This is a genomic window from Psychrobacillus sp. NPDC093180, from assembly GCF_044754065.1.
In the GTDB taxonomy this organism is placed as follows: Bacteria; Bacillota; Bacilli; order Bacillales_A; family Planococcaceae; genus Psychrobacillus.
Genome location: NZ_JBIVOJ010000004.1, coordinates 120,733 through 141,007, shown reverse-complemented (window position 1 = coordinate 141,007; position 20,275 = coordinate 120,733). Strand labels below are relative to the sequence as shown.

Here is a 20,275-nt window from a genome sequence, read left to right as displayed (position 1 = left end):
TTATAAGAAGAAGTACTAGCCCTTGTAAACTTATTTAATAGCGATATACTTCACTATATGAATAAAAGAAGGATATTTGAACAATTTGATGGAAATTGTTCAAATATCCCAACGATTAGTTATTGGTTTTCCTTTTTTTCATACACCAAATACACATAATGAATCCCTTCGGCTGTTTCCATTTTTTCCGAAGTGTCGACCAAAACCCACTCCTCACCATAAGCCGGGAAAAATGTGTCCCCTTCAAACGATTGCTCTATAAACGTCACATATAAACGATCCGCTTTTGGCAAAATTGCTCGAAAAATTTGTTCCCCACCAATAATCATCACTTCTTCATGGTAGGCTTTTGCTAAGTCTATGGCATCTGGCAAATTAGTTACTACTACTGCTCCTTCCGCTTGATAAGAAGGGTTTCTCGTAATAATTATATTTTTTCGTCCGGGTAAAACGCGACCAATGGATTCGAACGTTTTTCTTCCCATTACGATAGCTTTACCCATCGTTTTTTCTTTAAAATAAGCAAGATCTCCTGGAATATGCCAAGGCATTTCGTTATTTAGACCAATTACTCGATTAGGATCATGCGCTACGATTAATGAAATCATTTATTATCTCCCCTTTGTTCGTTAAACTGCTATTGGTGCTTTAATGCGCGGATGCGGATCGTATCCCTCGATCTTAATATCCTCTATTTCAAAATCAAAAATCGACTCCTTCTCATCCGATAAAGAAAGTCGCGGTAACGATCGCGGTGTTCTTGCTAACTGAGTTTCCACTTGCTCTATATGATTTGCATATAAATGCGCATCCCCAAGTGTATGTACAAATTCTCCTACTTCTAAACCGCATTCTTTTGCGATAAGGTGAGTTAATAGAGCATAAGAAGCAATATTAAAAGGAACACCTAAAAATACATCCGCACTTCGTTGATACAATTGGCAGGACAATTTCCCATTCGCCACATAAAACTGCATAAATGCATGACAAGGAGGTAAAGCCATATCATCCACTTCTGCTGGGTTCCAAGCAGTGATAATATGCCTTCTAGAATCTGGATTGACTTTGATCTGCTCGATTACTGTTTGCAATTGATCAATCGTTTCTCCGTTTTTGGCAGGCCAAGATCTCCATTGTCTTCCATAGACTGGTCCAAGATCGCCATAATCCTCCGCAAATTGTTCATCTTCTACTATTTTAGTACAAAAAATCTCCATTTGCTCGTCCACAATAGCTTTAAAATCTGGATCCTTTGCCGCACGCACCCCAAAATTCGTCATATCCGGTCCTGTGTAGCTATCACTTTCCACCCATTTCTCAAACGCCCATTCGTCCCAAATATGATTATTTGCTTCAATCAAGGTTTTTACGTTCGTATCCCCTTTTATAAACCATAATAATTCACTCACAACTAATCGAAAGGCAGTTTTTTTCGTCGTAAGTAGCGGAAAACCTGCCGCTAAATCAAATCGCATTTGATAACCAAAGACGCTCTTTGTACCAGTTCCAGTGCGATCTCCTTTTTCGATACCGTTTTCCATGATGTGTTTACACAACGTTAAGTATTGTTCCATTTATGTACCTCATTTTCTTTTATATACTTCCCTTTAGTATAACAAAAAATGCTCTTGAAAAAAGAGCGTTTCGTTGTCCTTTAATATAATCATTTTCAAGTGGTGTTTTTAAACAAGGTATAATAAGTTTATGTATCTATATTTTGTTCTGCTCTTCCAAAAACAAAAAGAACGCCTAATGACGTTCCTCTGTTGATTACTTATTTATTTTTAAGATAATCCATACCTTGCTCTGTTATTGCTAAGACTAGGTTTTCTGACCCTTCTCCGCTATCTTTGGCATACTCTTTTTCGATAAGGTATTCTATAGCTTGTTTACTATTGAGGTCAGTATTTACCATTGCTTTAGGTAATGTATAACTTCCACCATTATTAGCAAAATGATAATCATATAGGCTTTGTAACAAAATATCCGAAAGCTTATTTATTTCTTCGTTCACGAATAACCCCTCCTCTATATTCAATATACAACACTTAAAGAAATAATTCTCTATATTGGCCTTCGACATATAATTTTACAAAGTTATCGATGTTAGTACTTTATTAATTCTCCTTATTTATGATTAATCTAGTTTAACCATTTATTTGATTAGATTTTTGGGTTTGCCTTAGTTTAAGTAAGCTTTTATTTTAAGAATTGGTTGCTTTCATACTAATGATAGTTGCTCTTCAAGTAGATTTGATTGCTTTCACTGACGGTTCGTTGCCCTTATCCAATTTCTGTAGGCATAAATGCAAAAAAATATCATTCCTTACGCTACTTGAAAAATTATTTACCTATTTAAATCTTCTTTGATTAGTTTCTTAACCAATAAAAAAACACTCATTTATTATATGAGTGTCGGTAGTATTTCAAGATAACCATTTAGGCGGAGTATTTTTCGACCAAAAAATTTCACCTAATGCATAATGTTTCGAATAATTGTCTTCTGCTAGGTGATAATGAAAGTTGAAGTAATATCCGTCCTGCGGTTTTTTGTCGGTTCTTACATGGAAACGGATGAAATCTTTTCTTGTTTCTTCATTGTAAATATGAAAGATTTTTTCGTGATATTCTCCTGAAGGTTGTTCGGTAATGGATAGCTTTGCTGCTTTTTCGCCTTCTACTTTTGCGATAGTTGTATCTATCACTTCTTGCATTCGGGGGAAAATGACATCGTCAAATTCATCTTGTATAACTGGTCCAATTCGATTGCCAAACTTTATGTATGCCTGTTCTCTAGCTGCTAATGAAATCGTTTCACTTAAATTTGGTGAATCAAGGGAATCTATAAACGATACTTGATCAAATTCACTTGTATTCGCATCTGAAGCGATAGATTTCGTTGGATTTTTGTTGTCTAACAGTTGCTCCCATATAAGATGGTTAGGAGATATAAGACCAAATGTTAAGAAAGCGACGGTAATAATAATCGTCTTTTGTAACCACTTTTTCATCAGTTATCACCTTCAATTTTGACCAAATTTCTAAAGCATATTTGTATTAATAACGATTTTAAGAACAAAAGGTTTCTTCTTCTATGTATTCATTGTACAATAAAATATGTAGACATACAGTAGCTTTTTTAAAGTAAGGAGGAAAGTCACTATGAATGCAGATTTAATTATTGGTATCGGATTTTTATTTTTATTAGGATATTTAACTTCACTTAACTTTACGGACTAAAAAAAGCTGTCATAACTGACAGCTTTTTTATATATCAATAATGCCATAGTGAAACTTAGAAGTTAATCTTGTTAACTGCTCGAACTGATATTTTTCAAATAACGGAGAACGAAAATAAGCTTTTAGCACTACTCGCCTCTTCGCTACACGTTTTGCTTCCTCTATCCATTCATCGGACAAAGATTCATGCACGCCAGCTGCTCTTAGTGTTTGGAAATTGGACGACTCTTCAATAACCTCTTCAAACATCGGATCCATGTAAACTACATCATAGGAATTAGCATCCAGCCGTTTTAAATAGTCCACTGCATCTTGATGAACCATATGAATACGTCGCATACTCTCCTGTAATGCCTTACTTTCAGTTTCATACGCTTTTAGGCCAATCTCCACTACATAAGCAATCATCGCATCTTTTTCACAAGCAACGACTACCCCTTCTTCGCCAACTGCATACGAGGCTAGTATACTATCCGAGCATAGCCCCGCAGTTGTATCCAGAAAGCGATCTCCCTGTTGTAAATCTAACGCTTCTAATAACAAATCTTTTTCTCCATTCAAGATACGCTTCATCCGAAATGCTGCCGAATTTGGATGAAAGAAAAAAGGAGCAGTAGAACCGTATATATACAGTTCTAATCTCTCCTTACTAACAACTAATACATTTGCTTGCTGTTCTTCTTGCAACTTTTGCATAGACTTCTTTTGGCGTCTTACATATGGCAAAGTTAGTTCACTAGCAATTTCTTTCGCCTTTTGAATAAATTGCTCATTCGTACGACCAGCAGTAGTTACAACCGTCTTCATGACGAAACGATTTGTGTAAGGACACCAGAGAGATGATCTTTAATCGTTTCCATTGAATTGCTTTCAATTTGTTCACGAGGAATGAAATAAGCTAATTGGTCATCTTTCCAAATAGCGATAGACGGTGAACTTGGCGGTACTTCTTCAAAGTATCCTCTCATCGTTGCCGTTGCTTCTTGATCTTGCCCTGCGAATACCGTAACTAAGTTATCCGGTTTCACTTCTAATTCTTCCACTGCTGAAATTACTGCCGGTCTAGCAAGTCCTGCTGCACAACCACATACAGAGTTTATAACGATTAAAGAAACTCCTTCTGCGTTCGCCATATGGTCTTGTACTTCTTCCGGTGTCACTAATTCTTTAAATCCTGCGTTTGTTAATTCACTTCTCATTGGTTTGACTATGCCTTGCATATATTCATCGTATGCGTTCATGATATCGCCTGCTTTCATTTATATTCACAAATCCTATTATAACAGGACTTCTATTGCATTTGCTATAATACTGTTTTCGCACGCTTTCATATTTTGGTGTTAAATCTCAAACATGCTATTTATTTATTAGAAAATAGGATTACTGAATTAATCTCCAATTTCTTCTACTTTTGTGTATTATGGTCGTGTATTAGTTGAATAGGATGAAAGTAAGCATTCTTAAAGGATGATTTACTACTATCATCCACCGGGTGTGCGGAGTAATTGCAAAGGAGACAAAGCATGTCAAATTACGTATTCCCTCAGCTACCACCCGATCAAATGATTTCGATCATCAGAGATGGACTTAACAGAACCCAAAATCCAAAAAAGATCATCATTATCGGTGCAGGCATGGCAGGACTTGTTGCTGCTTCTCTATTAAAGGATGCTGGACACAATGTTACAATCCTTGAAGCAGCCGAAAGAGTTGGCGGCCGTATCTACACGTTAAAATCTGATTTTACTAATGGATTATATCTTGAAGCAGGCGCAATGCGTATTCCTCATACTCATTATTTAACCAAGGAATACATAAACAAATTTCAGCTACCGGTTAATAGGTTTATTAATAGTACTCCTAACGATATTATCTATGCTAGAGGAATTAAGACCCGCTTGAAGTTTTATGAACAAAGCCCTGATATTCTTGGTTTTCCGGTAGCTCCACAAGAAAGAGGTAAAACTGCTACAGAATTGCTTACTTTAGTAATAAAACCGCTCACTGATTTTATCAATCAAAACCCGCAGAGAAATTGGCCTTTGGTCATAAAAGAATTTGATAAATACTCGATGGACTTCTATTTGAGATATAATCCGTTTGGTATCACTTTATCTCCTGGTGCCATCGAAATGATTAAAGTAGTTCTTTCACTGGGAGGATTAACGGAGCTTTCTTTTTTAGAGTTATTGCGTGAACTAATGATTTTATTTACCCCTGATATTCAATTCTATGAGATTACTGGTGGAAACGACCAGCTTCCTAAAGCATTTCTACCACAATTGAAGGATAATATTATGTTTGGGCTAAAAGTGACGAAGATATTGCAGCATAACAACCAAGTAACGATTGACTCTATCCATACAAAAATTCTGAGACCATTTCAAATTACGGGTGATCTTGCCATCGTGACGATCCCCTTTTCCGTTTTTCAATTTGTCGAAGTTGAACCACGGGATTCTTTTTCCAACAACAAATGGAAAGCGATTCGCGAACTTCACTATGCAGGATCCACAAAGACCGGCATCCAGTTTAAAAGTAGGTTTTGGGAAAGAGAAGGTATGTTTGGGGGTAGCACAGCTTCTGATTTACCTATTACATACACTCAATATCCGAGCCAAGGGATTGGTACAGCGGGGCCAGGTGTCATTTTGGCTAGTTACACATGGGAAGATGACGCGTTATCTTGGGATAGCTTGAGTACTGAAAATCGATTGGAATATGCATTGAAAAATTTGGCCATAATCCATGGTGAACAAGTATATCGTGAGTTTATAACAGGCACGGGCTATAGTTGGGTTCGAAATCCGTATTCCGGTGGTGCTTTTACGATGTTTAAGCCGGAACAAATAACGGAGCTATCTCCCTATATCGCTTCTCCCGAAGGACGCGTTCACTTTGCGGGTGAACATGCATCATCCGTTCACGGTTGGATCCAAGGTGCAATTGAATCTGGTATACGAGTTGCAGCTGAAGTTAATGACTTACAGAGAACTCTTTTTCACGAGTAGGAAGATTTAACGTAAATTCTTAAGCAGTATTTAAATAGTCCTAGCGTTTATGTCCAATTTTTTATGGACACAAGCGTCGAGACTATTTTTTAAAAAGATTACATTTCTCTAGCCTTACCTGTTATGTCAGTTGCTTAAGCACCTCTCTAAACTTTTTTATATTTATATCCTGTCGGAAATTGCGGAATGGATCCGCTTGTTTCTGTAAACGCTCTAACACTGCCGGAATATTAAACGAAGAAGGGTTTAGTGAATCATTAACTTCCTCCCAGTTTAGAGGAGTTGCAATAAGCCCTAGTTCATTACCTCTTGGCGAATATGGGGCGATAATTGTCTTCCCTTCTTTATGCTGTATATAATCCAAATACAATTTATGACCACGATTTTTTTTAAGTCGCTCCATTGTAAACCATTTTGGATACTGTTCAACTAAGAAGTTGCAAACAAATTTATTGAATACCCCGGTATCTTCATACGAAAAAGTATTATTAGGTAGTGGTATATACACTTGCATGCCTTTTCCGCCCGATGTTTTTATATAAGCCGTCAGCTCAAATTGGTCAAATATGGCTTTCATTCGTAAGGCCGCTTCAACTGCCAAAGAAAACTCATTAGCAGAAGGTGGATCCAAATCAAATACAATTTCGGTTGGTTTATTCGTTTTAATCGTTTGGAACGGCACATGGAACTCTAGTGCCAGTTGATTTCCTAGCCAGAGCAATGATTCAATATCATTGCACAATATATAGTTTATATCTTCAACAAGCTTTGTCTGAATAAAGCTCGGCCTATAGTCAGGAGCGTGTTTTTGAAAAAACCTTTCCACTTTCCCCGTTATACCATGCGGATAACGAATAACAGTCAGTAACCTATCTTTTAAAAAAGGAAGCATATAAGTAGATATCTTTTGTAAATAATAAAGATAATCATCTTTCGTATAGTCAATATTTGGCCAAATTGGTTTCTCTGGATGCGTGAATTCTACTAGTTCAGGAAGTGGATTTAGCTGACGACGCATATTTTCCCAGTTACACTCACTAACAGCCGTTGTCCATTTAAATCCATTAAATCTCGGCTCTCTTAATTTGTCCCCTTGAAAGTCAATACAAGCTATATTGACACAAATGGATGGCTCAATTGACCAAATGTCTCCTTTTCCCTTCGTCCCATTAGCTTCAATGAATGCTACCAGCGTTTTAAATTCCTCTTCTTTCAGACCATGGCTAAAAGAAACAATTTCTACAAGGACATTATTTTGATAAATGGCCCCATTAAAATAGCTATTGCTTTTATCATATTTAGTAAGGATAACATCCACGTATCTCCAATTTTTTATTTTTAGCCAGCTAAGAGAACGGGTATCCCCTATCCATTTACTCGTCTTTTTCTTCGCAATAATTCCTTCTCCGTTATTGATTTTAATCTTATTCCATAATAATTCGCTCTCTACCGAAAAATCTATCGCCTGAATTCTGTTGGTATCTTCATAATTGACCTGACTTGGAAGCTTTAAAGATTTAAAAAGTTTAGCGAGTATTTGTTTGCGCGTTGTTAAATGTCGATTCGTTTGCACTTCACTTTTATGTAGTAAGATATCGAATGCAACGTAATGACAAGGGAAAGTATTCGCATGTACTACAATAGAATCTGGGCTTCTCATTCTTCCTCTTCCTTGTACAATCGAAAAATCACTTTGAAAATTATTCGTTAAGTAAACAATCTCACCATCTAGTGTTAACGGTAAAAATGCTTGTACACCATCATATATTCCAAGGCAAAAATCAATGATTTCTGGAAATACTTGATTTAGTAATCTTCCATTTCTACTTTTTAAAATGGGAGTCTTTTCCTCCCAATATAACGTACAGCGATAGCCATCGTATTTTGTTTCATAAAGCCACTCACTGCCTTCTGGTATTTCCTCGGTTGCCGTTAAAAGCATGGGTTTCAAATTACAACCTACTTTCTTTTTTGTTTAGCATTTGATGAATTCTTCATCGCAATACATAGAACACATAAATAATTACATAATAAGAACAAAAAGAATGAGAAGGTGAAAATATTGCATACAGTTTGGAAAGGTAGCATTAGCTTTGGATTAGTAAATATTCCAATTAAACTGCACTCTGCAACTGAAAACAAAGATATTAAATTACGACAGCTTCATAAAGAGTGTCATACACCTATTAGTTATAAAAAAGTGTGTGAAGGATGCGAAAAAGAAGTGAAAGAAGAGGACATTGTAAAAGCATATGAATATGCAAAAAATAAGTTTGTCGTACTTGATGATGAGGAATTAGAAGCACTTAAGAAAGAAAACGAAGATAAAGCTGTTGAGATAATAGATTTTGTTAAGCTTGAGGAAATAGACCCTATCTATTTCGAGCGTTCTTATTTTTTGTCGCCGGACACAACAGGTGGAAAGGCATACTCCCTTTTGAGGAAAACATTAGAGCAATCTGGCAAAATAGGTGTTGCCAAAATAATAATACGATCAAAAGAACAATTAGCGATTGTACGGGTTTATAAAGATACGCTAGTTATGGAGACAATCCACTTTCCAGATGAAGTTCGAAGTACTGCAGATGTTCCAAACATTCCAAGTGAGGAGACAGTCGTTCAAAAAGAACTCGATACAGCTCTTTTACTAGTTGATCAATTGACTACTGCATTTACACCGGAAAAATACACGGACGAATATCGCACAGCATTGATGGAACTAATCGAGGAGAAAAAAGCCGGTAACAATACGGTCTCTGTAAGCGATAAACAACCCCTTCCTGATAATGTCACTGATCTAATGTCGGCACTTCAAGCCTCACTTGATAAGACAGGGAAAAAGAAGAAACCGACTACAAGAAAGAAAAAAGTAGCTAAAACATCCTAATTTAAAACCGACTAACACTATTTTATATGTCCATGAGAAAGCCCCACTTCTTCAACAGTGGGGCTATAATTCATGAGATTCTGCGAAGGGATCTCACACACATAAAATTTCCCACTAAAGCGGAATTTATACTCGTAATTTTATTTTCGTAAATAACATATCCCCTCGAACTGTTCTTTGCTTTTCATTTTCAAACTGTGTAAGGATATTTATCAACCTTACTCACATAATAAATTTGGTCGCAAAAATTTATCATCATGACAGGGAGTGCAATATGGGAATTTTAACTGGTAACCCAAAAGATGAACCTTTACACTATGGGGAAGTGTTTACTCTATGGACAAATTTAGCTACAAACAATGGTTTAATAGCTGCGTATCAGACCTTTGCTAATCATACAGGTGATAAAGATTTAGTAAAGATCATTGAAGAATCAATTCAATGTATGAAAGACGAAAATAAACAAATTGAACCTATTATCAAAGTTAATGGTGTTGGACTACCACCTGCACCGCCTGAACGCCCAGTTGCGAGGATAGAAGACATTCCGCCAGGAGCACGATTTAACGATCCTGAAATCAGTGCTGCACTTTCAATGGATAGCGCTGCTGGTTTAGTCGCATGTAGCAAAGCTATGGGTATGTCTATTAGAGAAGATATTGCTTTGATGTACGGTCAATTTCATTTGAGTAGAGCACAATTAGGCGCGAAATTATTGCGTTTAACTAAGGATAAAGGATGGCTTGTCCCTCCTCCACTACATTACAGCTCTCCGGAAAAAGAATAAAATTATTTGGGCAATCTAATGTTGGTTGCCCTTTTTATATGAATGCACCCTTTTTTATTATAAAGAGGGTCTTTTTTCACTTTTACAATCGAAATTCGGGATATACTTCACTCAAAATGTCATATAGTTAATTGAATAAAAAAATTACAATTAGCTAATGCTTAGAAAAAAAGAAGGAGAAAAACATGACAAAATTAGAGTTAACTATAAATGATTTTTATGCTGAAACCCTTAACGAGATCGTACAACAATTCAATGAACTCGTCCCTGCGCATGCCTCTTACTCATATTCAGTGCAAGATGTCATTGAGTTGTTAATCATTAAGGAATATGTAAATTATGAAACCATACTTAGAAGACCTTGAAAAGGGTCTATTTTTTTTGCATTTTTTGATCTTATAATGACAGTTAATAATGGACGCACGTATTAATAAGATATAACTTCATTTCCTATGTTGTTTCTTGAAATCGCGTTCCATCGATTGGATTTCCTCCATTTCTCAGGGGCATATGCCCCGGTGCATTTTGAAATGATGAATAAGCTACTTTATAACTGAAGAGCACGTCACACCACTTTCAGCTGTGTCTCCAGTTGTTTTATAGGGTCTTCTTAAAACGAAAAAATTGAATCGGATTACCTTTAGTGTTGTTATAAAAGGTATTGTCCCAAATATAGGGGGTGTTCTAAATGGGAGAAGCGGTTAACGGCGGCGGTTATGGATCTGGTGCAGGATTCGCTTTACTTGTAGTTCTATTTATTCTTTTGATAATTATTGGTGCAAGTTTCTTAGGTAACGGTTATTACTGATTACAATGGGCTTAACCCCCAAATTTTCGCTACCATCTAAGACAGGTTTTAACCTGTCTTTAGCTTTTTTTAATAAATAAAAACACCGTTCTTTTTGAACGATGTTCCTATACTCATGTATCCTATTCTTATTGACTGTTATCTTCTTGCTGTTCTGAAGGTTCCTCGCTTGGGTCTGGCTCATCTTCATCCACACCGTCGCAGCCGAACAACAAACCTACTGACAAAAAACCAGTCATTAGCGCAAAAATATATCTTTTATGCCTCATCTTTTAATCCCTCCACTTCATATCTGTTCCTATTACTTTCCCCCATTTTTTAAAAAATATTTATGAAATATTTCTAATTTCGACTGAGGAGGAATGGAGAGAGGACAAGCATTACTTGGATAATTCTTTATAAGCTAAAGCCTTTAGCGCTAACATCTCTTCTTCTGTCAATTTACTTTCAAACTGATCATAAAGGGCTTGCTTTTCTTCTGCGGACATGCCGTTTTTAGCTTTTGCTTGTATCTCTTGCAATTCGCTTATATTAAACTTTTTAAGCAATACCCTCGTTGCTTCTTCTTTCGTTTGAAATGGTAACTGACTGCTATCCACATTTTTGCCTTCTTCGATAAATGCCTGTAATTGTGGATCTTTCTTTATTTCTTGTTTTATATTTTCTAATTGGCCACTATCTTCTAGTTCAACCGTTACTTTTTCCATTACTTGATCTGCAATTAGTTTGGGTACGAAATAGTAAGCGGCTAAGCCAATGATTCCAATTACGACAATGAAACCAAAAAGTATTTTCAAAAACTTCAATCTATTTCCTCCTTCTACTGAATTTATTATTGAATAGACTATAGTTATTGTACACATAGAAAAAGCACCTTCCAAGATGCTTTTAGTCATTTCCGTATTATTTAATCAACCTCTATATAATTTTACTGCTTTTTAGCTTGTATTCAGATATTTTATAATCGATAAATGCTCCAATGACTCCCGAGGGCAGTCCACCAGCGGAAATAGAAAGTAAGACAGTAAACAAACTGAGACTGTCCATCTTATAATACAATAATAAGAGAATGGAGAGCGTTCCTACTATGGTGAACAGAATAGAAAAGTAGTACGTAATATGTATTTCATTTTTTATATTCACTTCTTTTTTGATTATTTCCTCACTCATATTATTCCTCCGTTCATCATAGCATCCCTTATCCTTCTTATTATTTACTTATTACTCATTATTTAAACGCTTTTGACTTGAAAAGTAGTTTGAAAATTAAATTAAGGAGTAAGTAAAAAAACACCATTCAATTAAAATGAATGATGTTTTAATATATGATAGGCATCAATAATGGTTAATAAGCCGCATTATTTACACAACAGCACGAACAGATCCTGACCAGTTTAGCTGATTTAAAAATGCATAGACGTCTTCGCATACTTTATCTTTTTCTTTTCCTGTTGTAATAATATGTCCAGATTCTTCATACCAAATAATTTCTTTCGTATCCGTTTCGACTTGTTCCAAGATAAATGATGCACTTTCTTTATAAATGTCTCCATCTAAAGCGCCTTGTAAAACAAGTGTCGGAGAAGAAATCGTTGGTAACTCCGTACAAGCGCCTTCGATGAAGGATTGTACTTCACTTAAAGAATCCAAAGGACTATCCTTTAAAGCTCCTAGTTCTTGAATAATGACATCTCTTGATTTGCCTTCAAATGATTTATACACTTTTGCATAATTGTATAAACGATCAAACAAACCATCTGTATTGCTGCGCTTAATCGGTGCACACATAGATACGATTGCTTTGACAGGAAATTCTTCTGCTATTTTCAGCGAAAAAACGCCTCCTAAAGAAATACCTGCTACTGCAATTTCATTATATCCTTGATTTTTCAAATAGTTATAACCGTCTACAGCATCTTGCCACCACTCAGTAGGAGTTGTTTGTAACAACGCTTCCGGTGCCTCTCCATGACCACGGTACATTGGCGCATGACAAGTGAATCCTCTCTTTTGTAAATACTCTCCTAATCGTTTAACATCTTTCGTACTTCCCGTAAATCCATGCAGTAAAAGTACAGCTCTATTTCCTCCTTCGAAGGTAAAAGATTTAGGTGCGACTAGTTTCATTTTAATATCCCCTTTAGTGTGTTAGCTTATTGATTCTTATCCTATCATTGACTATTCATAATGTATAATTTATTATTTTTATAAATATGATGCACAAAAGGTATCAATCATTTAAGGAGATGTTTTGAATGGAATGGCAACGACTAGAATATTTTCAAACGCTTGCAAATGTTCAACATATGACACGGGCCGCTGAACTATTATCCATATCACAACCAGCTTTAAGCCGCTCTATTGCAAGTTTAGAAGAAGAAATTGGGGTTCCCCTTTTTGATCGTCAAGGCCGCTCCATTATTCTAAATCGATATGGAACAATGTTTTTAGAAAGGGTTAATAGAATTATGAATGAAATGAGCGATGGATTAAATGATATTCAGCAGTTGATTGATCCGGAGCAAGGCGAAATAACACTTGGCTTTTTACATACGCTTGGAACGAGTACCGTCCCCAATATTATTCGTGCCTTTCATGACAAATTTCCCCATATAACATTTCAATTTACGCAAAACCATACGCATACTTTATTAAAACAGCTAAAATCAGGGGAATTGGATCTTTGCTTAGTTGCATCCATTGACTATGAGAAACCAATTGACTGGTTAGAATTATGGCGTGATGAGTTATTTGTTATCGTTCCAATCAATCATCCTCTCGCAAATCGCAAAAGCATTTCATTAAATGAACTAATTCATGAGTCTTTTATTTCGATGAAAAAAGGATATGCACTCCGAAAAACGACCGATAGTATATTTTCTGATACGAACCTATTGCCGAATATTGCATTTGAGGGTGACGAAGTATCTACTGTTGCAGGTTTTGTGTCGGCAGGTCTCGGTTTTTCGATATTACCGGATGGGGAAGAAATAAATCCAAGAAAAATTGCTAAACTACGAATTGAGGATTTTGTATGTGAACGGGTAATTGGTATGGCCCGGGTGGAGAATCGCTATTTATCCCCTGCCGCGTCTAATTTTCAACAATTCATTCTCGATTATTTCTTCAATGAGAAGAAGTAATTAAAAATAACCAAGGAGAGTTATCGGCGACTCACTTTTGCTATTTTAAGAGATGGTTGCTTTCAATAGTAATTTGGTTGCTCTTATGCTGATTCAGTTGCTTTCCGGACGGAATTGATTGCTTTCAATGACTGATTAGTTGCCCTTAGCCATTAACTGGATAATTGTGTAGCGAGATTATAGAGGATGCCGTGTAGGAGTTTTCGGTGTCTCACATGTCATTTTAAGAGATGGTTGCTTACATTAACAAATTGGTTGCCCTCAATAGTAATTGGTTGCTCTTATGCTGATTCAGTTGCTTTCCAGACGGAATTGATTGCTTTCATTGACTGATTGATAGCCCTTAGCCATTAACTGGATATTTGTGTAGCGAGAGAGTTCTTATTAATAAACAACAAAAAAGCCTCACTCTTCAACGTGAGGCTTGTATATTAAGCGATAGTGTAAGAAATTCGAAGGGAGATCTTCTAACAGGTTACCAGGCCTGTTTTCTTACGTCTCTAGAATACCATGGATTTTTGAAAGTTCTATGCTTAATTGTTGCATATAGAACATGTATTAACCATGAGTGGAAATACTTGCACGAAGAGGAAAACACATTAAAACCAGTTATTTTCGTGCTTCACTCATTTGTTTCCAAACAGATCCTTTTGCTTCTTCTCCGTCTTCAATACGAGCGATCGCCATGCGTATTTGAAGCTTCACTTCATATTCTTTATCTTCCTTTGCCTCTTTCAAGGCAGGAAGTGCATCTGTATCGCCTACTTCATAGAAGTACATAGCTGCTCTCCAACGAACGAGTTTGTTTTTATCAAATAAGGCAACCTTCATCGCATCTGCAAATTGCTCGAAGCCTAAATCACTCATTGCGTCTCCAGCTGTTCGGCGTACAGCACCACTTTTATCCTTTAATGCTATTTCTAAATAAGGAATAACTGCTTCATCTTCTATTAATCCAAGATATACAGTCGCTAAACGACGGATGGATACTTGTTCATCTTCCACTGCCTTTGCTAAGATTGATAGGTCTTCTAATTCAGGGTTGATCAAATTATTTAGTAATTGAAATCTTTCTTCCCAATCACTTACTTCAAATTGCTCTAAAGTGAAAGGAACGCGTACTGCAGCTTTTTCTTCTTCGTTCTTATCTTTTTCTTCGATAAGCTGTTGCAGTTTGCTTTCTGGGAAAGTCGCTTCTAATTCTTTTACTAGTTGTTCTCCAATTTCTTTTTGATCTCCGTATCGAACGCCATAGTCTACCCATTTACGGAGCATAATATAGTTTTCTTTGTCTCCTTCCATCGCTTCATCTAAAGCTTTGGTGAAACGATCAGACAAGCCAAAACGGGATTCAGATTCGCTATCGAACACTTTAACTTGAAGTGGAATCCCTTTATATTGCTGTACATGTACATAAACCTCTCCGTAATGGTCTAATGGCTGTTCACTCGTTTGTTCTTGATTGTCAGCTCCAAAAACATTTTCTACAGAAGCTAAAATAGATTCCCAGCTAAATTTAGCAATACGCTCAATCGCTAAGAAATCAGCTACATGATAGACTCCTTTTACACCTTCAATTGCAAATAGGTCTTTAATTTCTTTTGGAGCATCTTGAATATTGTCTTTTTTGTAATTATGGCTTTTACCGAATGGTAGCTCCTGATCAATAACTACTTTCATCGTATTTGGGCTTGGTGTTGGTTCAATTGTAACTATTTTCATCATTTATACCTCCAATAAATAAGATTAGGAAGAAGCGATATCTTCTAAATAAGACCATCTCTCGATTAAGTATTCATACGTGCTGTTTGCTTGTTCCAGCTTGTCAGTTAGTTCCTGTAATAACATAAAATCAGAGCCTGTAGTTAATATCTTTTCTTCTAATTCTGCAATTAGCTGCTCCGTTTTTTCAATTTCATCCCCAATAGTTTCCCACTCTCGTTGCTCTTTATAGGACATTTTCTTTTTCTCTTTTACCACTTTGACAGGAGGCTCTTCTTTAATTTCTTCCACTATTTCGATTGGTGCAGCTTTAGCAACTTCCAAATAATCGGAATAAACACCTAACCACTCATTGACAGAGCCATCGCCATTTAATATCCAGAGCTTTTTCGCGATGCGATCTAGGAAAAATCGGTCATGGGAAATCGTCACAATCACTCCCGGGAATGATTCCATAAAGTCTTCCAAAACAGATAATGTTTGAATGTCTAAGTCATTGGTCGGCTCATCCATAAACAGAACATTTGGCTGTTCCATTAACATTTTTAAAAGTACTAATCTTTTTTTCTCTCCACCAGAAAGCTTACCGATCTGTGTACCGTGTGTATTTAAAGGGAATAAAAATCTTTCTAGCATTTGCGCTGCCGAAAATTTTTCACCGGAGCCCGTCTCGATTAAATTCGAAGATTCTCTTACGTATTCTATCATTCTGGTCTGTTCATCTAACTTCGGTAACTGCTGAGAAAAGTGCATGAGTTTCACCGTTGACCCAACAATTATTTCTCCAGAATCCATTGGAATTTCTCTTGCTAACATTTTAAGTAAAGTACTCTTCCCCACACCATTAGGTCCAACAATTCCAATACGATCCCCAGCTTGTAGTAGAAATGAAAAATCTTCTACAATTATCTTAGAGTCAAATTTTTTAGAAATATTTACTCCTTCCAATACTTGTTTACCAAGTCTCGTTGTCGCTAGTTCTAAATCTAAATTTTGAGTAGAATTATTGCGGTCAATTTTTGAATCAATTTCTTCAAATCGATCTTTTCTTGCCTTTTGCTTGGTCGATCTTGCTTTTGCACCTCTTCGAATCCATTTCAGCTCATTGCGATATAGATTTTGTAGTTTTTGTTGTGATGCAGCATTCATTTCTTCTCGCAATGCTTTAGATTCTAAGTAATCCGCATAATTTCCTGTATGTGTATAAAGTGCTTTATCGGCAAGTTCATATATATGCGTAGCTACAGCATCTAAAAAATAGCGATCATGTGTAACAAAAATAATAGAGCCTTCTACTCTTTGAAGCATTTCTTGCAGCCAATCCGTGGATTCTTTGTCCAAATGGTTGGTAGGTTCGTCTAGAAGAAGTAAATCTGCTGGCTCTATTAGAACTTTAGCAAGTGCAACTCTTTTTTGTTGTCCACCGGATAGATGCAAAATGGACTCCTCATATTGAGTAATCCCTAGTTTTGTTAATGCCGTTTTTGCAAGTGCATTAACGTCCCATGCTTGGAAATCATCCATTTTTTGCTGTAGATCCATTAATTTATTTTGACGTTCAGTGGAATTAGGTTCTTCCATTAAGGCAAGTAAGGCTTCTTCATATTCTCGGTTAATTTTAAGAATTGGAGAATCTCCACTAAATACCGTTTGCAAAACAGTTTCATCTTTATCAAATACTGGTTGCTGTTCTAAATAAGCAATTCGGTATTTGTTTGGATGATCACGATCGATAGAATCAGCTTCTAATTGGCCAGCAATTATTGATAGGAATGTAGACTTACCAGTACCGTTAATGCCTATCAAACCAGCTCTGTTATGATCGTTTATCGTAAAGCTAATATTTTCAAACAGTGTTTTTTCTCCAACTGTTTTTGTTAAGTTTGAAATGATTAAATGACTCATATTTGTTCCCCTGTTTCTTTTCTTAAGTTTTGCAAAAATAATTCCATGAATGCATGTCTTTCTTTTGCTAGTTCTTTTCCTTTTTCCGTTAGCATTCCATCAGCAAGCTTTAGGAGTTTTTCATAGAAATGTGTAACAGATGCTGTTTCTTTTGAGCGATATTCTTCTACAGACATACTATCTCTAGGAGTTTCATCTGCATCGTATAGCATTCTACCTTTTGCTCCGCCGTATGCAAATGTACGTGCAATTCCTACTGCTCCGATTGCATCTAAGCGGTCCGCATCTCGAACAATTTGAGCTTCTATCGTATCCGCTGCTGTTTCGTTTCCTCCATTAAAAGAAATGGATTTTATCAATGTTTTAAGTTGAATTACTCTTTCAGTTGGTAATGAAAGCTCCATTATAATTCTATCTTCTTCTTGTTTGTCTTCCACTGTAGCATATTTGGGATCACTAACATCATGTAAAAGTACCGCTAACTCGATTATTTCCAAATCAGCAGTAGGCTCTGATGCCGCTATTTCAAACGCATTTTTGCGTACTCGTTCTATATGTTGAAAGTCATGACTCGCATCAAAATGCTTGTATACTTCTTTCACCAATTGTTCGCACTTATGTATTGGATTCATAGTTTATTCTCCTTAAGCGTTCTTCTCTTTTACATTATAACGAATAAAACAAAAAAAGACTGCTAATGTGCAGTCTTTTAATTTGTTAGAATAATCCTACCGCTTGTCCATCTTCCGAAACGTCCATATTTAAAGCAGCTGGCTTTTTAGGTAATCCTGGCATCGTCATAATATCTCCAGTTAGACAAACAAGAAAGCCAGCACCGAGCTTCGGAATAACTTCTCGAACGGTAATGGTAAAGTCGGTTGGACGTCCTAATAACTTTGGCTGATCGGACAATGAATACTGTGTTTTCGCCATACAAATTGGAAGAGCGTCCCAGCCGTATGCAGTTATTTGCTCAATTTGTTTTTTAGCAGCATCTGTAAAAACAACATCTTTTCCACCATACACCTGCTGTACAATTGTTCGTACTTTTTGTTCAATCGTATCTGAAAGACTATACAAAGGAGTAAAGCTTTTGGGCTTTTCTACTTCTTTTAAAACTAATTTTGCAAGGTCAACTCCCCCTGCTCCCCCTTTTTCCCAAACTTCGGTTAAAGCTATGGCGATGTTTCTGTCTTCACACCATTCTAATAATGCTTTTGTTTCAGCTGCTGTATCAGCAGAAAATTTGTTTAAAGCAACGACAGGCTCAATACCAAATGCTCGAATTGTTTCTATATGCTTCTCTAAATTTTTTGTTCCTTCAAGTAGCGCATTTACATCTTCTTCCTTGAGCAACTCTTTTGGTGCTCCACCTTGCATTTTAAGCGCTCGAATCGTTGCCACTATGACAACAGCATCCGGTGCTAAGTTCCCTTGTCGTGATTTAATATGCATAAATTTTTCAGCACCTAAATCTGCACCAAATCCTGCTTCTGTCACGACGATTTCTGCTAGGTTCATCGCTGTTTTTGTAGCAATAATAGAGTTGCATCCATGCGCAATATTCGCAAATGGACCGCCATGTATAATTGCGGGTGTTCCTTCTATTGTTTGTACTAAGTTTGGCTTGATTGCTTCCTTTAATAATAAAGTAAGTGCACCTTCCACTCCTAAAGCACGCACAGTAATTGGTTCTTTTGCATATGTATAACCGATAACGATTAGCGCTAATCGTTCCTTCAAATCTCCTAGATTCTTAGCTAAACAAAGAATTGCCATGATTTCAGATGCAACCGTGATATCAAATCCATCCTCGCGTGGAATTCCTTGCGTGGGTCCACCTAGACCAATCGTAATATGGCGAAGCGCACGATCGTTCATATCAAGCACTCGTTTCCAAATAATTCTTCTTGGATCGATTTGCAATTCATTTCCTTGGTGAATATGGTTATCAATCATTGCAGCTAAGGCATTATTTGCCGTAGTAATTGCATGCAAATCACCATTGAAATGCAGGTTTATTTCTTCCATTGGTAAAACTTGTGCATAGCCGCCGCCAGTTGCACCGCCTTTTACACCCATTACTGGTCCTAAAGACGGTTCACGAAGCGCTACTACAACAGACTCACCGATTTTCTTGAATGCATCAGCTAATCCAACGGTTACAGTAGATTTTCCCTCTCCTGCAGCTGTCGGGCTTATCGCAGTTACAAGTACAACTTTACCTTGTTTCGTTTTAACGGCAATTTTTGTGGGGTCAATTTTAGCCTTATAGTTACCGTATTGCTCTAAGGCTTCTTCAAGAATTCCTATTTTATCCGATATTTGGCGAATTGGTTGCATTTTGGCATTTTTGGCTATACTCAAATCGGATAGCGGATCTACTTTAATATTCATCTGTATCCCAACCTTTTTTCTTTTATTATACGTCGAATTAGTCAGACAAAACAGTTAAAATTCGACATATTATTGACGATAGTTGTCATTTACTATATAGTATATTTATCCATTATCAGAATTTTTAATGGACCGAGGGAGGAACGTTTATGCAACAGGGGAAAGTGAAATGGTTTAATAATGAAAAAGGCTATGGATTTATCGAGTATAATGATGGAGAAGATGTATTTGTCCATTTTACAGGTATTCAAGGCGATGGATTTCGGGCACTCGAAGAAGGACAAGACGTTACGTTCGAAATTGTTGAAGGTAATCGAGGACCTCAAGCTGCAAACGTTATTAAAAATAGTTAGAAACGGTTCTTCCCGCGACAAA

Annotated in this window: 22 protein-coding genes; 7 read left to right on the top strand and 15 right to left on the bottom strand. The window is 36.5% G+C overall.

Annotated elements, in window-relative coordinates; all coding sequences use genetic code 11:
- Positions 1 to 119 precede the first annotated feature (119 nt).
- The 6 genes from ACIP9W_RS07815 to ACIP9W_RS07790 form a co-directional block, all read right to left on the bottom strand.
- Positions 120 to 608: a dihydrofolate reductase gene (locus ACIP9W_RS07815; RefSeq protein ID WP_400787910.1), complete on the bottom strand. Its 489-nt coding sequence runs from the start codon at positions 606 to 608 to the stop codon at positions 120 to 122.
- A 21-nt stretch (positions 609 to 629) separates the two neighbouring features.
- Positions 630 to 1,574, bottom strand: coding sequence for a thymidylate synthase (locus ACIP9W_RS07810; protein WP_400787907.1), 945 nt, complete (start codon positions 1,572 to 1,574; stop codon positions 630 to 632).
- A 200-nt stretch (positions 1,575 to 1,774) separates the two neighbouring features.
- The gene (locus tag ACIP9W_RS07805) at positions 1,775 to 2,014 is read right to left on the bottom strand and encodes a hypothetical protein (protein WP_400787904.1); all 240 of its coding nucleotides are present in this window, start codon (positions 2,012 to 2,014) and stop codon (positions 1,775 to 1,777) included.
- Positions 2,015 to 2,426: 412 nt separating this feature from the next.
- Positions 2,427 to 3,011: a YpjP family protein gene (locus ACIP9W_RS07800; RefSeq protein WP_142537061.1), complete on the bottom strand. Its 585-nt coding sequence runs from the start codon at positions 3,009 to 3,011 to the stop codon at positions 2,427 to 2,429.
- 256 nt (positions 3,012 to 3,267) lie between these two features.
- Entirely contained in the window at positions 3,268 to 4,047 is a 780-nt protein-coding gene (locus ACIP9W_RS07795; protein WP_400787902.1) for a class I SAM-dependent methyltransferase, read from the bottom strand.
- Positions 4,044 to 4,481 (bottom strand): BrxA/BrxB family bacilliredoxin, encoded by a 438-nt coding sequence (locus ACIP9W_RS07790; protein WP_282244944.1) that lies wholly within the window; start codon positions 4,479 to 4,481, stop codon positions 4,044 to 4,046. The genes ACIP9W_RS07795 and ACIP9W_RS07790 overlap by 4 nt, the downstream gene beginning before the upstream one ends.
- A 282-nt stretch (positions 4,482 to 4,763) precedes the next feature.
- On the opposite strand from ACIP9W_RS07790, the gene ACIP9W_RS07785 reads away from it, so the two are divergent.
- Positions 4,764 to 6,251, top strand: a complete 1,488-nt coding sequence (locus ACIP9W_RS07785) for a flavin monoamine oxidase family protein (protein WP_400787899.1) — start codon at positions 4,764 to 4,766, stop codon at positions 6,249 to 6,251.
- A 121-nt stretch (positions 6,252 to 6,372) separates the two neighbouring features.
- Here the strand turns inward: ACIP9W_RS07785 and ACIP9W_RS07780 are convergent, their stop codons facing one another.
- Positions 6,373 to 8,202: a DNA ligase D gene (locus ACIP9W_RS07780; protein ID WP_400787896.1), complete on the bottom strand. Its 1,830-nt coding sequence runs from the start codon at positions 8,200 to 8,202 to the stop codon at positions 6,373 to 6,375.
- 111 nt (positions 8,203 to 8,313) lie between these two features.
- Between ACIP9W_RS07780 and ku the strand changes: the two genes are divergently transcribed.
- The 4 genes from ku (at position 8,314) to ACIP9W_RS07760 (ending at position 10,733) form a co-directional block, all read left to right on the top strand.
- On the top strand, positions 8,314 to 9,138 hold the full coding sequence (ku, locus tag ACIP9W_RS07775) for a non-homologous end joining protein Ku (protein ID WP_400787894.1): 825 nt from the start codon (positions 8,314 to 8,316) through the stop codon (positions 9,136 to 9,138).
- Between the two features lie 274 nt (positions 9,139 to 9,412).
- Positions 9,413 to 9,925, top strand: coding sequence for a DUF3231 family protein (locus ACIP9W_RS07770; RefSeq protein ID WP_400787892.1), 513 nt, complete (start codon positions 9,413 to 9,415; stop codon positions 9,923 to 9,925).
- 185 nt (positions 9,926 to 10,110) lie between these two features.
- On the top strand, positions 10,111 to 10,290 hold the full coding sequence (locus tag ACIP9W_RS07765; RefSeq protein WP_400787890.1) for a hypothetical protein: 180 nt from the start codon (positions 10,111 to 10,113) through the stop codon (positions 10,288 to 10,290).
- 323 nt (positions 10,291 to 10,613) lie between these two features.
- On the top strand, positions 10,614 to 10,733 hold the full coding sequence (locus ACIP9W_RS07760) for a YjcZ family sporulation protein (RefSeq protein ID WP_282244952.1): 120 nt from the start codon (positions 10,614 to 10,616) through the stop codon (positions 10,731 to 10,733).
- A 128-nt stretch (positions 10,734 to 10,861) separates the two neighbouring features.
- On the opposite strand, the gene ACIP9W_RS07755 is transcribed toward ACIP9W_RS07760, so the two are convergent.
- The 4 genes from ACIP9W_RS07755 to ACIP9W_RS07740 all read right to left on the bottom strand — a co-directional run bounded on the left by ACIP9W_RS07755 (position 10,862) and on the right by ACIP9W_RS07740 (position 12,860).
- Positions 10,862 to 11,002 carry a hypothetical protein gene (locus tag ACIP9W_RS07755; protein WP_400787888.1) on the bottom strand — a complete coding sequence of 47 codons (141 nt, stop codon included), beginning with the start codon at positions 11,000 to 11,002 and terminating at the stop codon, positions 10,862 to 10,864.
- 111 nt (positions 11,003 to 11,113) lie between these two features.
- Positions 11,114 to 11,539, bottom strand: a complete 426-nt coding sequence (locus ACIP9W_RS07750) for a hypothetical protein (protein ID WP_400787885.1) — start codon at positions 11,537 to 11,539, stop codon at positions 11,114 to 11,116.
- 112 nt (positions 11,540 to 11,651) lie between these two features.
- Positions 11,652 to 11,903, bottom strand: a complete 252-nt coding sequence (locus ACIP9W_RS07745) for a hypothetical protein (RefSeq protein WP_400787883.1) — start codon at positions 11,901 to 11,903, stop codon at positions 11,652 to 11,654.
- A 192-nt stretch (positions 11,904 to 12,095) separates the two neighbouring features.
- Complete coding sequence (locus tag ACIP9W_RS07740; RefSeq protein ID WP_400787881.1) at positions 12,096 to 12,860, bottom strand: alpha/beta hydrolase; 765 nt, start codon at positions 12,858 to 12,860, stop codon at positions 12,096 to 12,098.
- Positions 12,861 to 12,988: 128 nt separating this feature from the next.
- Between ACIP9W_RS07740 and ACIP9W_RS07735 the strand changes: the two genes are divergently transcribed.
- The gene (locus ACIP9W_RS07735) at positions 12,989 to 13,876 is read left to right on the top strand and encodes a LysR family transcriptional regulator (protein ID WP_400787879.1); all 888 of its coding nucleotides are present in this window, start codon (positions 12,989 to 12,991) and stop codon (positions 13,874 to 13,876) included.
- A 609-nt stretch (positions 13,877 to 14,485) separates the two neighbouring features.
- Here the strand turns inward: ACIP9W_RS07735 and ACIP9W_RS07730 are convergent.
- The 4 genes from ACIP9W_RS07730 to ACIP9W_RS07715 all read right to left on the bottom strand — a co-directional run bounded on the left by ACIP9W_RS07730 (position 14,486) and on the right by ACIP9W_RS07715 (position 19,900).
- Positions 14,486 to 15,598, bottom strand: coding sequence for a conserved virulence factor C family protein (locus tag ACIP9W_RS07730; protein ID WP_400788198.1), 1,113 nt, complete (start codon positions 15,596 to 15,598; stop codon positions 14,486 to 14,488).
- A gap of 24 nt (positions 15,599 to 15,622) precedes the next feature.
- A complete protein-coding gene (locus ACIP9W_RS07725) occupies positions 15,623 to 17,503 on the bottom strand; it encodes an ABC-F family ATP-binding cassette domain-containing protein (RefSeq protein ID WP_400787878.1) in 1,881 nt (626 codons plus the stop codon).
- Complete coding sequence (locus ACIP9W_RS07720) at positions 17,500 to 18,135, bottom strand: HD domain-containing protein (RefSeq protein WP_400787876.1); 636 nt, start codon at positions 18,133 to 18,135, stop codon at positions 17,500 to 17,502. Before ACIP9W_RS07720 ends, ACIP9W_RS07725 begins: the two co-directional genes overlap by 4 nt.
- Before the next feature lie 85 nt (positions 18,136 to 18,220).
- On the bottom strand, positions 18,221 to 19,900 hold the full coding sequence (locus ACIP9W_RS07715) for a formate--tetrahydrofolate ligase (RefSeq protein WP_400787874.1): 1,680 nt from the start codon (positions 19,898 to 19,900) through the stop codon (positions 18,221 to 18,223).
- A gap of 149 nt (positions 19,901 to 20,049) precedes the next feature.
- On the opposite strand from ACIP9W_RS07715, the gene ACIP9W_RS07710 reads away from it, so the two are divergent.
- Positions 20,050 to 20,253, top strand: a complete 204-nt coding sequence (locus ACIP9W_RS07710) for a cold-shock protein (protein WP_142537077.1) — start codon at positions 20,050 to 20,052, stop codon at positions 20,251 to 20,253.
- Positions 20,254 to 20,275 lie beyond the last annotated feature (22 nt).

Bases quoted from the DNA above. Each gene is read 5' to 3' on its own strand.
- ACIP9W_RS07815 (WP_400787910.1), bottom strand. From the start codon at position 608: ATGATTTCATTAATCGTAGCGCATGATCCTAATCGAGTAATTGGTCTA.
- ACIP9W_RS07810 (WP_400787907.1), bottom strand. From the start codon at position 1,574: ATGGAACAATACTTAACGTTGTGTAAACACATCATGGAAAACGGTATC.
- ACIP9W_RS07800 (WP_142537061.1), bottom strand. From the start codon at position 3,011: ATGAAAAAGTGGTTACAAAAGACGATTATTATTACCGTCGCTTTCTTA.
- ACIP9W_RS07795 (WP_400787902.1), bottom strand. From the start codon at position 4,047: ATGAAGACGGTTGTAACTACTGCTGGTCGTACGAATGAGCAATTTATT.
- ACIP9W_RS07790 (WP_282244944.1), bottom strand. From the start codon at position 4,481: ATGAACGCATACGATGAATATATGCAAGGCATAGTCAAACCAATGAGA.
- ACIP9W_RS07785 (WP_400787899.1), top strand. From the start codon at position 4,764: ATGTCAAATTACGTATTCCCTCAGCTACCACCCGATCAAATGATTTCG.
- ACIP9W_RS07770 (WP_400787892.1), top strand. From the start codon at position 9,413: ATGGGAATTTTAACTGGTAACCCAAAAGATGAACCTTTACACTATGGG.
- ACIP9W_RS07765 (WP_400787890.1), top strand. From the start codon at position 10,111: ATGACAAAATTAGAGTTAACTATAAATGATTTTTATGCTGAAACCCTT.
- ACIP9W_RS07760 (WP_282244952.1), top strand. From the start codon at position 10,614: ATGGGAGAAGCGGTTAACGGCGGCGGTTATGGATCTGGTGCAGGATTC.
- ACIP9W_RS07755 (WP_400787888.1), bottom strand. From the start codon at position 11,002: ATGAGGCATAAAAGATATATTTTTGCGCTAATGACTGGTTTTTTGTCA.
- ACIP9W_RS07745 (WP_400787883.1), bottom strand. From the start codon at position 11,903: ATGAGTGAGGAAATAATCAAAAAAGAAGTGAATATAAAAAATGAAATA.
- ACIP9W_RS07740 (WP_400787881.1), bottom strand. From the start codon at position 12,860: ATGAAACTAGTCGCACCTAAATCTTTTACCTTCGAAGGAGGAAATAGA.
- ACIP9W_RS07735 (WP_400787879.1), top strand. From the start codon at position 12,989: ATGGAATGGCAACGACTAGAATATTTTCAAACGCTTGCAAATGTTCAA.
- ACIP9W_RS07730 (WP_400788198.1), bottom strand. From the start codon at position 15,598: ATGAAAATAGTTACAATTGAACCAACACCAAGCCCAAATACGATGAAA.
- ACIP9W_RS07725 (WP_400787878.1), bottom strand. From the start codon at position 17,503: ATGAGTCATTTAATCATTTCAAACTTAACAAAAACAGTTGGAGAAAAA.
- ACIP9W_RS07720 (WP_400787876.1), bottom strand. From the start codon at position 18,135: ATGAATCCAATACATAAGTGCGAACAATTGGTGAAAGAAGTATACAAG.
- ACIP9W_RS07715 (WP_400787874.1), bottom strand. From the start codon at position 19,900: ATGAATATTAAAGTAGATCCGCTATCCGATTTGAGTATAGCCAAAAAT.
- ACIP9W_RS07710 (WP_142537077.1), top strand. From the start codon at position 20,050: ATGCAACAGGGGAAAGTGAAATGGTTTAATAATGAAAAAGGCTATGGA.